Origin of the sequence: Bacillus coreaensis (genome assembly GCF_050586445.1) — a bacterium.
Taxonomy (GTDB): Bacteria; Bacillota; Bacilli; order Bacillales; family Cytobacillaceae; genus Robertmurraya_A; species Robertmurraya_A coreaensis.
Map to the genome: position 1 here is coordinate 61,341 of NZ_JBOCCY010000011.1, position 16,258 is coordinate 77,598.

At 38.6% G+C, this 16,258-nt stretch carries 12 protein-coding genes and 1 other annotated feature; of the genes, 4 read left to right on the forward strand and 8 right to left on the reverse strand.

The window, feature by feature from the left end; genetic code table 11:
* Nucleotides 1-119: 119 nt before the first annotated feature.
* Nucleotides 120-602 carry a GAF domain-containing protein gene (locus ACQ5H4_RS16305; RefSeq protein WP_430776059.1) on the forward strand — a complete coding sequence of 161 codons (483 nt, stop codon included), beginning with the start codon at nucleotides 120-122 and terminating at the stop codon, nucleotides 600-602.
* A gap of 25 nt (nucleotides 603-627) precedes the next feature.
* Here the strand turns inward: ACQ5H4_RS16305 and megL are convergent, their stop codons facing one another.
* The 3 genes from megL to ACQ5H4_RS16320 all read right to left on the reverse strand — a co-directional run bounded on the left by megL (nucleotide 628) and on the right by ACQ5H4_RS16320 (nucleotide 4,450).
* Nucleotides 628-1,818 (reverse strand): methionine gamma-lyase, encoded by a 1,191-nt coding sequence (gene megL / locus ACQ5H4_RS16310; RefSeq protein WP_430776060.1) that lies wholly within the window; start codon nucleotides 1,816-1,818, stop codon nucleotides 628-630.
* Between the two features lie 113 nt (nucleotides 1,819-1,931).
* Nucleotides 1,932-3,800, reverse strand: coding sequence for a sensor domain-containing diguanylate cyclase (locus ACQ5H4_RS16315; protein WP_430776061.1), 1,869 nt, complete (start codon nucleotides 3,798-3,800; stop codon nucleotides 1,932-1,934).
* A 65-nt stretch (nucleotides 3,801-3,865) separates the two neighbouring features.
* A complete protein-coding gene (locus tag ACQ5H4_RS16320) occupies nucleotides 3,866-4,450 on the reverse strand; it encodes a hypothetical protein (RefSeq protein ID WP_430776062.1) in 585 nt (194 codons plus the stop codon).
* A gap of 321 nt (nucleotides 4,451-4,771) precedes the next feature.
* On the opposite strand from ACQ5H4_RS16320, the gene rpsD reads away from it, so the two are divergent.
* A complete protein-coding gene (gene rpsD, locus ACQ5H4_RS16325) occupies nucleotides 4,772-5,374 on the forward strand; it encodes a 30S ribosomal protein S4 (RefSeq protein WP_119709411.1) in 603 nt (200 codons plus the stop codon).
* 40 nt (nucleotides 5,375-5,414) lie between these two features.
* On the opposite strand, the gene floT is transcribed toward rpsD, so the two are convergent.
* The 4 genes from floT to tyrS form a co-directional block, all read right to left on the reverse strand.
* Nucleotides 5,415-6,926, reverse strand: a complete 1,512-nt coding sequence (gene floT / locus ACQ5H4_RS16330; RefSeq protein ID WP_430776063.1) for a flotillin lipid rafts scaffold protein FloT — start codon at nucleotides 6,924-6,926, stop codon at nucleotides 5,415-5,417.
* A 12-nt stretch (nucleotides 6,927-6,938) separates the two neighbouring features.
* Complete coding sequence (locus ACQ5H4_RS16335) at nucleotides 6,939-7,469, reverse strand: NfeD family protein (protein WP_430776064.1); 531 nt, start codon at nucleotides 7,467-7,469, stop codon at nucleotides 6,939-6,941.
* 1,125 nt (nucleotides 7,470-8,594) lie between these two features.
* The gene (locus ACQ5H4_RS16340; RefSeq protein ID WP_430776065.1) at nucleotides 8,595-8,903 is read right to left on the reverse strand and encodes a nuclease-related domain-containing protein; all 309 of its coding nucleotides are present in this window, start codon (nucleotides 8,901-8,903) and stop codon (nucleotides 8,595-8,597) included.
* A 118-nt stretch (nucleotides 8,904-9,021) separates the two neighbouring features.
* A complete protein-coding gene (tyrS, locus tag ACQ5H4_RS16345) occupies nucleotides 9,022-10,281 on the reverse strand; it encodes a tyrosine--tRNA ligase (protein ID WP_430776066.1) in 1,260 nt (419 codons plus the stop codon).
* A gap of 56 nt (nucleotides 10,282-10,337) precedes the next feature.
* Nucleotides 10,338-10,567: a binding site (T-box leader), on the reverse strand.
* Nucleotides 10,568-10,711: 144 nt separating this feature from the next.
* On the opposite strand from tyrS, the gene ACQ5H4_RS16350 reads away from it, so the two are divergent.
* Entirely contained in the window at nucleotides 10,712-13,609 is a 2,898-nt protein-coding gene (locus tag ACQ5H4_RS16350) for a transglycosylase domain-containing protein (protein WP_430776067.1), read from the forward strand.
* A gap of 42 nt (nucleotides 13,610-13,651) precedes the next feature.
* Here the strand turns inward: ACQ5H4_RS16350 and acsA are convergent, their stop codons facing one another.
* Nucleotides 13,652-15,370 carry an acetate--CoA ligase gene (gene acsA / locus ACQ5H4_RS16355; RefSeq protein ID WP_430776128.1) on the reverse strand — a complete coding sequence of 573 codons (1,719 nt, stop codon included), beginning with the start codon at nucleotides 15,368-15,370 and terminating at the stop codon, nucleotides 13,652-13,654.
* 208 nt (nucleotides 15,371-15,578) lie between these two features.
* On the opposite strand from acsA, the gene ACQ5H4_RS16360 reads away from it, so the two are divergent.
* Entirely contained in the window at nucleotides 15,579-16,211 is a 633-nt protein-coding gene (locus ACQ5H4_RS16360; RefSeq protein WP_430776068.1) for a GNAT family N-acetyltransferase, read from the forward strand.
* Nucleotides 16,212-16,258 lie beyond the last annotated feature (47 nt).

Here is a 16,258-nt window from a genome sequence, read left to right on the forward strand (position 1 = left end):
AAATAGCCTTATGTATAACATTCTTTATTCGACATTTGTTCTCCTGTATAAAAAACTCGACAAAGTCTTCATATTTTCGCTAAAATATGATAATTACCTATGTGTTTGGAGGGAAGGAAATGTTTGAAGTAAAGAATTACGAAGGGACGAGAGAGGAAAACTATCGTCTATTAATAAAACAACTGAAGGCGCTTCTCGAAGGTGAAACAAACTCGATTGCCAATTTAAGCAATGCGTCATCTCTTTTAAATCAATTTTTGTCTGACGTTAACTGGGTTGGTTTTTACTTAATGGACGGGGACAAAGAATTAGTGCTCGGACCATTCCAAGGCCTGCCTGCATGTGTAAGAATTCCTCTTGGCAGGGGTGTTTGCGGAACTAGTGCGAAAGAAAGAAAGACGATTTTAGTTGAGGATGTCCATCAATTCCCTGGTCATATTGCATGTGATGCAGCTTCTCAATCAGAAATTGTTGTTCCTATGATAAAAGAAGGACAACTTCTGGGAGTTCTAGATATAGATTCACCTAACAAGAAACGTTTTGACACTCTAGATCAAAAAATGCTTGAGCAATTTGTTGAAGAATTAATCAATCATTTATAAAAGAGGCAGATGGTCTGCCTCTTATTTATATTAAAGCGTTCAAAGCTTGATTCAAATCTTCCTGAATATCTTCCCATGCTTCTAACCCGACCGATAACCGTATCAAATTATCTTGTATCCCCATCTTTTCTCTCTCTTCTTTCGGAACAACTGAGTGGGTCATCGTTGCTGGGTGCTGTATTAAGGTTTCGGCATCACCAAGACTAACAGCAATCTTTATTAACTGTAACCGGTTCATGAACTTCTGTGCTTCTTCCACCCCTCCATGCAATGTAAAAGATAGTAATCCGCCTGCCTGACGCATTTGCTTTTGCATAATTATATAGTCTGGATGCTTACTATCCCCTGGGTAGAATACTTGATTAACGGCCACATGCTCACTTAAAAACGATTGGATCTTCCTAGCATTCTCACAATGCCGATCCATTCTTATCGGCAAGGTTTTTAACCCTCTCAATAGCAACCATGCATCAAACGGAGAAATAATTCCTCCAATATCTTTTTGTGTGGTCATTGCCACCTCTTGAAGAAAATCACGCTTTCCAACAACAATGCCAGCAATCACATCCCCATGCCCACAAATATATTTAGTTGCACTATGAACGACTACGTCACAACCAAGCTCAAGAGGTGTCTGCAAGTAAGGAGAACAAAACGTATTATCGACAACAACCGGAATCCCCTTTTCTTTTCCAACTGTAGCAATCATCTCTAGGTCAACAAGCTTCATGGTTGGATTGATTGGGGTTTCCACATAAATGCACGTGGTTTCGGGCTTGATAGCTTGTAAAATTTGTTCCTTTGTTTCCATTTCTGAAAAGGTAGATGTGATTTGATATTTATGATTTAGCATCTTAAGCAAACCAAAAGTACAACCGTATACACCTTGAGAACAGAGAACATGGTCACCTGCTTTCGTAAGAGAAACTAATACAGCCGACACGGCAGCCATTCCTGAACCAAATGCTAGAGCGGCTTCCCCTTTCTCAATCGCTGCCATTCTCTCTTCTAGTATTGAAACGGTTGGATTACCTAAACGGGAGTAAATATATCCTGAATCTTCTCCAGAAAACCTTTTTTCACCTTGCTCTGCTGTTTCAAAGCAATACGTTGATGTCTGAAAAACAGGCGGAACTAAACTACCTTCAAATGAACTAGCATCATAGCCATGATGAATCACTTCTGTTTCAATTTTAAAAGACTTTTTCTCTCCCATATGCTCCTCCTTGATTTGTAAACGCTTACAGTTTTATCGTGATTCCCTCTTTACTAACATATGTGATACTATCCAATTGGAAAGTAAAAAAGAGCTCGAAATTTGAGCTCCTTTTACTGAGAGGGGACATTTTCTTGAACCACAACTCGATCCTTGCCTGTATCCTTTGCCACATAAAGGGCTGTGTCCGCTCGCTTAAACAGGTTTGTAAAGTTATCTGGATTGTCCACATTCCAATACGAAACCCCACATGAAATGGTTATTGATGGCTTAGATAATTCCCTTACTTTATCTACTAACCGGTTTGCAATACCTATTCCCACCTCGAGTGGGATACGTGGTAGGTAAACAGCAAGTTCCTCTCCACCCCAACGGGCACCAATATCGCTTTCTCTTATATTACTTTTTATAATATCCGCGACTTGAATAAGGATTTCATCCCCCACTTGGTGACCATATTTATCGTTAACACCTTTAAAATTATCAATATCAATTAAAAGGAAGGTTCCTTGCTGATCGTCATCAAGTGATTCATGAACTTTCGCATCTAAATAGTTCCTTGAGTACAGCTTCGTTAAATGATCTGTAACAACCATTTTTTCTAATTCTTCTCTAAGCATGGAATTTGTAAAAGCTAAGGTAGAATGATGAATTAATGACTGCATCAACTTAAAGATCTCGAATGAAAAATGATACGGCTCGGTATGCATAACGAGAGCTATCCCTTTAATTACTCCGGATTGTACCATTGGAACCGCCATAATAGAACGATATTGTTTCACATCATGATCGAGGTTTATTTCTACATCACCAATAAAAATGGAATCATGTTCTTTCTTCAATCTGTCGACTACGTATTGAACGTATGCCATGGAAGCTTCCGTATCAAAAAATGGTGTCGAACCTGCTAATACGCTAATTGGTCTCAAATCCGGTGATAGCCATACAAAGCAAACCTCTTCCGCATCAAACGACTGAACAATTTGTTCCGTCATGTATGACATTGTTTCGGTCAATCGTAAATTAGAATTTAAACGATGCGAAGTCTCATTGATCAGTTGTAGGTCAGCTATTAATCGTTTTGATTGCTGATAGAGCTGTGCATTTTCAAGCGCAGAACCAGCGGTATTCGCTAATAGTTTTATAAACTCCACTTCGTTACTTGGAAACGTCAATGTGTCTGGAGCAATGACTTGGAGTACTCCGTATACACCTTGTTTTCCTTTTAAAGGTGCATAAAGAATAGAACGTCGTTCGTTCAAAGAATCCTCCATTTGGATCGTACCAGTAACATAGGCTTCCATAGCTGCTAAATTTTCACTATCATATTCTAAATCCTTAATTGGCAGTTCGCTATGATTATCATTGTCATGAGATAGCATTAAATAGTACGTAAAACTCGGATATACTTCTTGAAGCGTATAGATAATCTCACCTAACACAGCATCCATATCCATTGTCGAATGAAATTTTTCATTCACGCGAAATAGCTGTTTATAACGTTTCTCTTCCATGACAATTTTGTATAATTCTTGAGCCTTCTGTACAAATGACGAGCACACTGTCGCAAATGGTTCAAACCACTCTTGATTGGAAGGGATAATGAACTCTTGATTCCCTTTTAAGCATAAAACACCTAAATTCCTGCCCGATTTCACAAGCGGAATTAGGACTTGGTAATCCTTAAAGTTCATATCTGTTGGGGAAAAATCGATCGTTTTCAATGAACTTAACCAGTCACTTGAATCCTTGGATGGTGTAACCCCTATAATGTTTTCGTTTGTAGAAACTTCAAATGAAAATTGATTCTTCCAAGCATGACAAATGAACAAAGTAACTTCATCAACCTCGAGCATGTTTTGAATCGTGTTAAGCATGGTCTTTAATACATTTTGATAGTGAAAAGCTCCCGACTCCGTTTCGATTAGATCAAAGAACTGACTTTTAAGTGTTTCAATTGATTTATCAGTAAGAAATCTCATTACGTCATCACCTAATACCTTAGCTGGTTTGAAACCATTTGATCCCATCCCGCATGAAATATATATTAATTGTTCAATGTCGAAATTATTATCTCTTGATCAGTAATAACAAGCCACAGGGAACCGTCCGTTGATAAGGATAATAGCTGCTTAATCTTCCTCTCGCCCACATCGAACTGCTTGTCTCCCCATTGAACCATGGTGTGTCCACCTTCTTTTTTTTCGATCAAGTTTGATTGTTCTACAGATTCACGTTCTCTATACTCAGGTGATCGTGTAGCTTGTTTCAAATCACTTGTAAAATAGTTCCACCGTCCGTCAATTTTCACCCATACACCTATACGCTTTTGATCTAAAGAAATCATCGTTGGCTTTCCATCTAAGGTTACTGCCTTTCTTGTCTTAAATAGATAGTTATCATCTATTTGAATCTCATATTCAGCTAATATATAGTTGTTTTCTTGTTCTTTTGCTAAAACGATGATAGGATTATCTTCTTTACTTAGACTTTGATGGAGGACTGTAACAAGTGGAGGGTTATTTTTTTCTCTTTGTTCACTATATTTATAGTACAATGCTCCTATTGTAAAACTAATACACATAAAAAGCAAAAGAAATCGTACTCTTCTTTCTTTCCTAGTTTCACGCACTTTAACCACTCTTTTTCTTAATTAGATTATACCATAATAACAATCATTCTTTAGATAATAACATATTCCTAAAAAATAAAATTTCCTTGACTTTCTACCACTTTAAAATATATAATATTCTTTGTGTAAAATAGCGCAGCATATGTGAACGCCTTTATGAATACATTTTGTTCCTCAATAGAAGAATTTCCTTCTAGGATGGGGTATCGGTAACCCTTGAGCTGCTAGGGCGAAGGTACATGAAAACAAAATGGTCATACTGCTTGTGAACACTACTGTTTTTATTTTACAACAAAATAAAAACACGAGGAGGAGTCATTCATGGCTCGTTATACTGGCCCAAGCTGGAAATTATCACGTCGTCTTGGAATCTCTCTAAGCGGCACTGGTAAAGAATTAGAAAAGCGTCCTTACGCTCCTGGACAACATGGTCCAAACCAACGCAAGAAGTTATCTGAATACGGTTTACAATTACAAGAGAAGCAAAAGCTTCGTCATATGTATGGAGTAACTGAGCGTCAATTCCGTAACCTTTTTGACAAAGCTGGTAAGATTTCTGGTAAGCACGGTGAAAACTTCATGGCTCTTTTAGAGTCTCGTTTAGATAACGTAGTGTACCGTTTAGGTCTTGCTCGTACTCGTCGTCAAGCTCGTCAGCTTGTTAACCATGGTCACATTTTAGTAAATGGCAAGCGCGTTGATATCCCATCATTCCGCGTATTACCTGGTCAAACAATTTCTTTACGTGAAAAGTCACGTAACCTTGACATCGTTAAAGAAGCAGTTGAAGTGAACAACTTCGTACCTGATTTCTTAACTTTCGATGCTGACAAATTAGAAGGTACATTCACTCGCTTACCTGAGCGTTCTGAATTACCTGCTGAAATCAACGAAGCTCTTATCGTTGAATTCTACTCTCGTTAATAAAAAGAGATCCAGCGAATGTTCGCTGGATCTTTTTTTATTATTCTGCTTTACTTTCTTTTAAATCCTCTGCTAACTGATCAATACTTTGTCTTACATTCCCTTTACCAGCAAAAGTCTCTAGCAGATTTTTCACATCAATTCCTGATGAAGCTTTTAATGTTTCCTGTAAAGAAGACATCAAGTTGGTTGCATAACCTGTCACTTTATTCGCTCCGCCACCTTCACCACCACCTGTATCAACAACGGTGATTTTATCTATATTAGATAGTGGGCTTGCAATTTCCTTCGCGTATTCCGGAAGCATCCTTACGATCATATCCATAACAGCTGCTTGACCGTACATATCAAATGCCTCTGCAATCTTGCGCTTCGCTTCTGCCTCAGCCAAACCTTTCAAGCGAATAATCTCAGCTTCCGCTTCCCCTTGCGCTCGCTCTGACTCTGCTTTAGCAAGTCCATCTAAACGTACCTTTTCAGCATCCGCTTTTGCCATCGCCTCGATGCGGTATTTATTCGCATCCGCTTCGGCAAGCTGTTTTGCCTTATCAGCAGCCGCCGCTTGTTCAACCGCATAACGATCGGCATCCGCTTTTTTCTTCACTTCAGAATCATATTGTCTTTCTCTACGCTGAATTTCTTTCTCTTCTAATTCAATTTGCTTTTGACGCTCGATGATTTTGATTTGCATTTCATGCTCTGTAACTTCCTGCTTGGCTCTTGCCGTTTCAAGATCATACGCTTGGTCAGCTCGTGCTTTCGCAATATCCTGTTCCCGACGATACTCAGCAATTTTCATTTGATTCACTTTTTCAGCCTCAGCAATTTCTGTGGCTCTTTCAAGTTCTGCCTTCTGTGCGTCTTTTGCTGCTTCTGCCCGCTTAATTCGGGTTTCTTTTTCTGCCTCAGCAGTCGCAATGTCTGCATCTCTTTTTACCTGGGCAATTCTTGGCTTACCTAATGAATCCAAGTATCCATTTTTGTCTCTAACATCCTTGATTGTAAAGGATACGATGACAAGTCCCATTTTTGCTAAGTCTTGTGAAGCCACTCTCTGTACTTCTTGGGAAAACTTATCACGGTTCTTGTAGATTTCCTCCACGGTCATTGAGCCGAGAATTGAACGTAAATGTCCTTCTAAGACTTCCTTCGCTTCGTTTTCTCGGTCTTCCTTCGCTTTTCCTAAAAACTGTTCTGCTGCTGTCGCGATTTCCTCGATGGATCCCCCAATCTTAATAATCGCAACCCCATCAGCCATAACAGGAACGCCCTGCTCGGTATACACTTCAGGTGTCGTTACTTCAAGTTTGCTAGAAAGCAAGCTCAATGGTTCTGCTTGTTGGAATACTGGGAAAATAAATGCCCCGCCACCTCGTATAATTTTAATACGATTTCCTGACTCATCCACGTGTACATTTTTATTACCTAAATAACTTCCTGTAACGATTAGGGCTTCATCAGGTCCAGCCGTACGATATTTTGTAATGAATACAGCAATAAGTGCAATTAGTAAAAAGGCAACAATGCCCCCTACGATAAAAATGGGTAACATAGACATCTCTCCTTAAGTAAAAAATAGCTTTTCTGTTTTCTCGTAATGTGCAACATGCAAAACTCCATCCTTCACATCAATCACCAACACCTTTTGTCCTTCAGCAATCACTTCATTCTCAAAGCTCACCGCTGGTTTCGAAATCGTCCCACTGCTGCTTTTTATCACAACCTCACCAAATCCGTCTTGCGGAATGGGAATAAGTACCGTTCCTACTCTCCCTTTTAATGAATCTGAAGTATACACTAGCGATTCCTCCGCAGAAGACAATGGAACAAGCACAAAGATATTTAAGAGAATATCTAATATAAAAGCAATGACAATGGAGATAAAAAGAATCACCAAACTATTTAACGAAGTTATTAACTCTAATAAATAACCTGAAGCTGATAAAAAGGTGAGAAACGCAAGAATAAGTGTTGTCAAAAAATCAAGTGCAGCTTCTGCAATATCCCCAAAGAAAATGTACAGCACCGTAAACGCACCCGAAACAATCAGTGTTGTTAAATAAATCGTCTGGATTGGATAACCAAATAGCTCCATTTATATCACCTCTTTTATAAAACTGAAATCTCCTTTCGTATGTAGTTAATAAGTAATACGAAAGTTGCAGGAAAAGGTTTCAAAAAATTCCCTATTATTAGTTTAAAAGGGTTTTACCATATACAGCATGGCAATGAGGATCATTTGTATGGAGAAACGCCACAGAAATGAAGATCATTGGGATGGAGAAATGCCACAGGAATGAAGTTCATCACGGCAATGAAGATCATTGGGATGGAGAAATGCCACAGAAATGAAGTTCATCTCGGCAATGAAGATCATTGGGATGGAGAAATGCCACAGAAATGAAGTTCATCACGGCAATGAAGATCATTGGGATGGAGAAACGGTACAGAAATGAAGTTCATCTCCGAAATAAGTATATTTGGTTGATGAAATACCACCCAAATGATGTAATCTTATACCTTATACAAAGAATCAAAATTCATTATCATAGTATTTCTCTAACCTATTGATCTTCGTAACAAAAAAATCATTATTTCTTGATTTTTACAAATCGATTCACTACTCGTAATAAGCCCATTGGTGTATTCCAACTATTTTGAAGTTTTTTTCAAGGTATCTTCTAACCCTCTGCTTTGATATAACTTCGTTACACCATAAATATATTTCGTTAGTACTGACTTTCCTATTCGGAAATAGTAGCTTATACTCTTTCACACTTCGTAATATCGCTAACGATAGATTTTCTTCATAACCACATTCATGACATATACAACTCCTCCCTCTTACTGAAACAGAAAAAGAATGACATTTTTCACAAATAATTCCCTTCCGAACCTCATCATAACTATAGCTCGGCAATTGCTGATAGGGAGATTCAGTTAGATGAAGCGATTTTAACTTTTCTGCTAATACCTTGTGCTTTCCGTTTAATTTGGATGGAGTGTTGTTTACTCTATTTAGGAATCGTTTAACTTGAGTTGGGAGAATAAGGGGTTTTCCAAGAGGAGCTTGATACAAAGAGAATTCTGGGTTAATAAAAATGACCTTTCCGTTTATTGGAGAATGGTAGCCGAGGTGGAGAAATAACTGTCGTAATAAAGTTTCACTTCTACTTAATTGGGGAAGAAGAGGATTGGTCACTTCCTTTTTGTTTGTAAGTTACAATTTGTCGTCTTCATAAGAATAATCTCCTTCAAAATTCTTGACCTCAAAAATATGAACGGTGTCAGAAGTAATCATCAGTGCGTCAATTTGAAAGACGGTGTGATTAATTCTTAGTAATAAATCGTTCAAAATCAAACACTGACACTCAAGCTTTTCTGTCATTGAATCAAAGAGTACCTCCCCCTCGTATCCTTTTCTTAAGACCAAATAATGTTGTTTGTCTTTTTCCGTTAAACTCATTCGTTTGTTTAAGGAGCCAAGTATCAACAACTCTGCTGATTCACTTCGGGATTTGTATATCATTGTCCACATCCTTTCGTTTCTTTAATTATATAATTGTTTTTATTGCCTCCCACCTACATGATTGTCTATTTTATTACAACCTAAATAAAGACCGCTTAATCAGCGGTCCCAACATTCATTAGTATTTAATCAAAAAGTACTTCTTCTTGCCACGTCGAATAACTGTAAATTCTCCGTCAATGCGGTCTTTTTCGTCTAATGTGTATTCGAGCTCATTCACACGGACTCCATTTACAGAAATCGCACCATTTGTTACGTCTTCACGTGCTTGACGCTTCGACTGTACAATTCCCGCATTTACAAGTAATTCAACGATGTTCAGGCTGCTGCCTTGCTCGTAAGTAAATGAAGGTACATCCTTGAAGCCTTGTTTAATTTCGCTTCCTGTTAAGCTTTGAATATCACCACTAAATAAAGCGGCGGAAATTCGAATGGCTTGTTGTAATGCCTCTTCACCATGAATCAAACGAGTCATTTCTTCACCTAAAGCTTTTTGTGCCTTACGAAGATGTGGTTCTTCTTGAACGGCATTTTCAAGTTCTTCAATTTCTTCTTTAGATAAGAATGTAAAGAACTTTAAGTATTTCACAACGTCTGCATCACTCGTGTTAATCCAGAACTGGTAAAACTCGTAAGGTGACGTTTTTTCTGGATCTAACCAAACGGCTCCACCTTCCGTTTTCCCGAATTTCGTTCCGTCAGCTTTTGTCACTAGAGGAATCGTTAAACCAAAAGCTTTTGAACCTTCTGGTGACATCTTTCTGATTAACTCAAGCCCAGTTGTGATATTCCCCCATTGGTCGCTTCCACCAATTTGCATTCTACACTCGTGGTTTTTATGCAGGTAGTAGAAATCCATTGCTTGTAAAATGGTGTACGTAAATTCAGTGAAAGAAATTCCCGTTTCTAAACGTGAGGAAATGGTATCCTTCGCCAACATGTAATTGACTCCCACATGCTTTCCAAAATCACGTAAAAACGTAACGATATCCATGGATCCAGCCCAATCGTAGTTATTTACCATAACTGCCCCGTTCTCACCCTCAAAGTTAAACAGTCGATTCAACTGACCCTTGATTCCCTCTACATTCACCTGAACTTGTTCAAGTGTTTGCAGTTTTCGCTCTTCGCTTTTTCCACTCGGATCACCAATTAGACCTGTGGCTCCACCAACTAATACGATAGGTCGATGTCCTGCTTGTTGAAAACGTCTTAATGTTAAAAAAGGTAACAAATGGCCAATATGCATGCTGTCAGCTGTTGGATCCACACCACAGTACAACGAAATTTTCTCTTTATCTAAAACTTCTTTTATACCTTCTTCGTCTGTTTGCTGGTAGACGATTCCTCGCCATTGTAAGTCCTGTATTAAATCCATAGAAAGATCCTCCTTAATTGTGAAAAAATAAAAAAAGCCCCTCCGAATCAAAGATTCGAAGGGACGACTTATATAATCGCGGTACCACCCAACTTGAGGAACAGCAAGCTCCTCCACTTAAAAAGATAACGGACTAACCGTTTACTGCTATAACTGACTTTAAATACAGGTTCACAGTAAATGCTCAGGGAGGTAATTCGATATTCTACATGTACTGACTCGCATCAACCGTCAGCTTTCTTTAACAGAGATAGAACAACTACTAATTTCCCGTCAAGGCAAAATATTTAGGTGTTATTAGCATTTTTAACATAAAGGAACCTTTATTGTCAATCCAATTTTAGGTAATTTCTCATAAAACGACAGGATTCCCCTTTTTGATAGCCTTTTTATGTTATAATATAACTTGATTTTAGGGGGAATGTTGCCAATGAATGAAGAACGTAATTGGAAAGAAAAACTGAGGACATTGCTTCAACTTTTTACAAATAAAAAAACAGTAAAAGGTGCGAGCATTACCTATCAAGTAGTTTGGAACCTGACCTTAATATTACTTATTATTATTCTACTTGGTGGGGCGTTTGCAGGTGGTGTTGGAGCGGGCTACTTCGCATCATTGACAAAAAACGAACCTATCCGATCTTACGAAAGTATGAAGAAAGATATATACAACTATGAAGAAACATCAAATCTTTATTTTGCAAATGATGTATACCTCGGAAAGCTTCGAACGGATTTGGAGAGAGAAGAAGTAAAATTAGAGGAAGTGTCCGACTACCTTTTAAAAGCGGTCGTTGCTACTGAGGACGAATACTTTTATGAGCATGACGGAGTCGTTCCTAAGGCAATTCTACGCGCACTTTTCCAAGAGGTAACAAACTCCTCTGTCCAGTCTGGTGGAAGTACGTTAACACAACAGCTTATTAAGAATCAAATCCTTACAAATGAAATTTCTTTTGAACGTAAAGCGAAAGAAATTCTACTTGCTCTACGTCTCGAAAAGTTTTTTGACAAAAAAGAAATTTTGGAAGCGTATTTAAATGTATCGACCTTTGGTAGAAATTCCTCTGGAAGAAATATTGCAGGGGTCCAATCTGCTGCAAAGGGCCTTTTCGGTATTAGTGCAAAGGAATTATCACTCCCACAGGCAGCCTTTATTGCTGGTTTGCCGCAAAGTCCTTTCGGCTATACTCCCTTTACCAATAAAGGCGAACTAAAAAAGAACCTTGAGCCAGGGTTAACAAGAATGAAGACGGTATTGCAAAGAATGTACGAAAATAACTCGATTACAAAAGATCAATACGACGAGGCATTAGCGTATGATGTAACAAAGGATTTTATCCCTGCTGGGACAAGCTCAATTGAACAATACCCTTGGGTTACTTTTGAAATCGAAAAAAGAGCCGTAGACATACTAGCGAAAATTCTTGCTGAAAAAGATGGTTATACAGAAGAAGACTTACAAAATGACAATGCTTTGTTTGAAGAATATCAAACTTTAGCAGACAGAGATATTCGTCGTAACGGGTATGAAATTCACTCCACGATTGATAAGAACATTTACGACGCAATGGATAAGGTGAAAAATGAGTATCAAAACTATGGGCCGGACAAGTCAGAAACGGTGATAGACCCTGAAACAGGGGAAGAAGTGACCATTATGGAACCTGTCCAAGTAGGTGCGATTCTTATTGAAAACAAAACCGGTAAGATCTTAAGTTTCGTAGGTGGTAGAGAGTATTCTGAAGACTCGCAGCTGAATCATGCTACGAATGCCATTCGTCAAAACGGGTCAACAATGAAGCCACTGCTTGTTTACGCTCCAGCTTTTGAGCTTGGAAAGGCTTCACCAGGAAGTATTTTACCTGATGTACCGTTACGTTTAGCACCAGGCATTAATCGTCCTTGGCCAACTAACTACACCAAGACTTATAGTGGACTAGTTACAGCTAGATATGCGTTAGCTAAATCATTTAACGTACCTGCTGTTAAACTTTACAAAGATATTATTAGTCAAAGGCCAGCAGAATACTTAAAAAAGATGGGATTCTCATCTTTAACTCCTGGGGATTATGAACAATTATCAACAGCTATTGGTTCATTAGATAACGGAGTAACCGTTGAAGAAAACACAAATGCATTCGGTACTTTTGCAAATAGTGGACAATTTATCGATGCATATATGATTGAAAAAATCGTTGATAATGATGGAAATATTCTTTACCAGCATGAAGTAAAACCAATAGAAGTATTTAGTCCACAAACCGCTTACCTCACAATCGATATGATGCGTGATGTAATTAATTCGGGGACAGCTACTTCCGTTAAAAGTAGACTAAAGTTTTCATCAGATTGGGCTGGGAAAACTGGTACAGGAACAGATTTCCACGATGCTTGGTTCGTGGCGGTAAATCCAAATGTTTCCTTTGGTATTTGGAACGGGTATGATACGCCAAAATCTCTAAAATCATCTGGTCTCAATTATAGCTTACGAAATAATTATTTATGGGCTGATCTCATGAATGCAGCTTATGATGTAAATCCAGCTTTAATTGACCCTGCTGAAAGCTTTAACATGCCTGGTGGAATTGTGAGGCGTTCATTCTGTGGTATTTCCGGATTGCTCCCTTCAGATGCATGTTCAAAGGCTGGCCTAGTTCAAACCGACTTATTTAATGCGAAATACGTTCCGACGACGGTTGATGACAGCTTAGCCCAAGGAAAATATGTCACCATTGGAGATAAAAAGTATTTAGCCCTAGATTCAACACCAGCTGAGTTTGCTGAAACAGGAATGATATTAAACCCTGATTATATTGAAAAACTCTTTGGAATTAAGACAGGAGTTCAAAACCTGATTCCGAAAAAGAACAATAGCAATTGGGCAAACATTCTTCTTCCGGATGATAAACTTACAGATAACGGAAAGGCACCATCTCCTTTATCAATAGGTGTTAATGGCAATCAAATTACTTGGGGTTCTCACCCTGAAAATGATATTGTTGGATATCGTGTGTATTTGAATGGAAATAAAGTTGCTAGTATTAAGACCGGCTCTTCACTTTCATTTAGTGGTGGAAACGGAAAATACTATGTAACAGCAGTTGACATTGCTGGACAAGAATCAGCACCTTCGAATGAGGCATTAATCGGGCCAAAAGAAGAGGAAAAGCCGGCTGAACCACCAGTAACAGATCCAGGGACTGGAACAGACCCTGGTACCGGAACAGACCCTGGTACAGGTGGTGAAACCGGTTCAGAAAATGGTAACGGAAATGGTAACGGGACAAATCCTGGTAATAACGGTGGAAATGGTTCAAACGGATAACAAAAAAAGCAATCCTCTATGAAAAAGAGGATTGCTTTTTTCTTAATCTTCCATTGTAGAAAGATCACCTGTTGGTAAATCTAACTCCCACGCTTTTAAGACGCGTCGCATAATTTTACCACTTCTTGTTTTCGGAAGTTTATCACGGAATTCAATTTCACGAGGTGCAGCATGAGCTGCTAACCCTTTTTTCACAAATTGACGGATATCCTCCTTTAACTCTTCTGTTACTTCGTATCCATCTCTTAAAGCAACAAATGCTTTAATGATTTCCCCTCTAACTGGATCTGGCTTCCCTATGACACCTGCTTCAGCGACTGCTGGATGTTCAACCAGTTTACTTTCCACTTCGAAGGGTCCAACACGTTCACCAGATGTCATAATTACATCATCAATTCTTCCTTGGAACCAGAAATAACCGTCTTCATCCATATATGCAGAGTCACCAGACACATACCAACCACCCGGCATAAAATACGACTCGTATTTCTGCTCATTTTTCCAAATGGTATGCATCATGGATGGCCAGCCTTTTTGAATGGCTAAGTTGCCCATTCTATATGGAGGTAATTCATTTCCTTGGTCATCAACGATTGCTGCTTTTACTCCTGGGATTGGTTTTCCCATAGAGCCTGGCTTGATTTCCATACAAGGATAATTACAAATTAACTGAGCACCCGTCTCAGTCATCCACCATGTATCATGAATTCTAAGTTGGAATACTTTCATTCCCCAACGAACGACCTCTGGATTTAAAGGCTCACCCACACTTAAAATATGCCTTAAGCTACTTAGGTCAAAGCGCTTCACCACTTCATCTCCCGCACCCATCAGCATTCTAAAGGCAGTTGGAGCACTATACCAAACACTAACGCCATATTCTTCAATCATCTTATACCATGTTTCCGGATTAAAACGGCCACCTACAACCACATTAGATGTCCCTGTAAGCCATGGACCAAAAATTCCATAGGAAGTTCCAGTTACCCAACCTGGATCAGCCGTACACCAGTACACATCGTCATCCTTAAGGTCTAATACCCATTTTGCCGTTTGATAGTGTTGAATCATTGCATTATGTACATGCAGGACACCTTTGGGTTTCCCTGTTGATCCTGATGTATAGTGGAGAATGAGTCCATCTCTTCGGTCTACCCATTCAATATCTAGCTTGCTGCTTGACTCTTCGAATCTCTTTTTAAAATCAATAAACTTTCCTTCCTCTTTAATATTCTCTCCCACCAAGAAAATCGTTTTTAGTGCAGGAAGTTCATCGACTGGGACTCTCTCAAGAAGTTCCGGTGTTGTCACTAGAACCTTTGCCTCACTGTCTTCCAAACGATCCCGAACAGCACCTTCCATAAATGCTTCGAATAATGGTCCAACAATCGCTCCTAGTTTAATTGCTCCTAAAACAGCAAAATACAATTCTGGTGATCTTGGCATAAAAATGAAGACACGGTCCCCTTTTTCCACATCTCCAAATGATTTTAATGCATTACCAGCTTTGTTTGAGAATTGCTTCATTTCTTTAAACGTATACTTTTCATTACGATCTGCATCTCGATAGTAAAGAGCAACCTTGTTTTTACGGTAGGATTCTGCATGTCGGTCAATCGCTTCATACGCAAGATTTACTCGACCTGTTTCAGACCATGAAAATTCCTTTTCCACTTCACGCCAGTCGAATTGCTTGTACATTTGATCGTAGTTTCCTAGATTAAATACACCATTAACTACTGATAGCGCTTCCACTTTCATCAAACCGTATCCCCCTTTGTTCATGCTTACTGTTATTATATAACAGAAAAATCTTTTTCTCAATTTTTAAAATATTTGTTTAGGAAAATATTTATGTCACAAAATCTATTTAAATTTAACAGAAAATTTTGTGAAAGCGCTTAAATTCAGTGATTTTCATGTATAATATGGATTACAAAAGGTATGATTTTCATTGGGTGGTGTATAGATGGAACATATTAAAATATATAATGCAAAAAAATTAAAAACGCCTCATGGTGATTTAATTATTGAAGGCCCTATTTCTTCTGAAGCCTTATCAGGTTATGAATTTCATCATGACTTAGTTGCTTTTCGCCCCCCAGCGCAACAGCATCAAGCACTAATTGAAATTGCAGCCCTGCCAGAGGGAAGGATTATTGTAGCGAGGGACCGGCATACAATTGTTGGTTATGTTACTTATTTATATCCAGATCCTCTCGAACGCTGGTCTGAAGGGAAAATGGAAGACCTAATTGAATTAGGTGCCATTGAAGTTATTCCAAAATACCGAGGCTGTAGTTTAGGGAAAAACTTACTTATCGTCTCCATGATGGATGATGCAATGGAAGATTTCATTACTATTACAACAGAATATTACTGGCACTGGGATTTGAAAGGTACTGGCTTGAATGTATGGGAGTATCGTAAAATCATGGAAAAAATGATGAATGCCGGCGGTTTAGAATATTTTGCTACTGATGACCCTGAAATTAGCTCTCATCCAGCTAACTGTCTTATGGCTAAGATTGGAAAACGTGTTCCCAATGAATCGATTGAAAAGTTTGATCGATTAAGATTTATGAATCGTTTCATGTACTAACTCTTTATTATTCTCTAAGAGTGATGTATTTATAGAAGGGGAGAAAT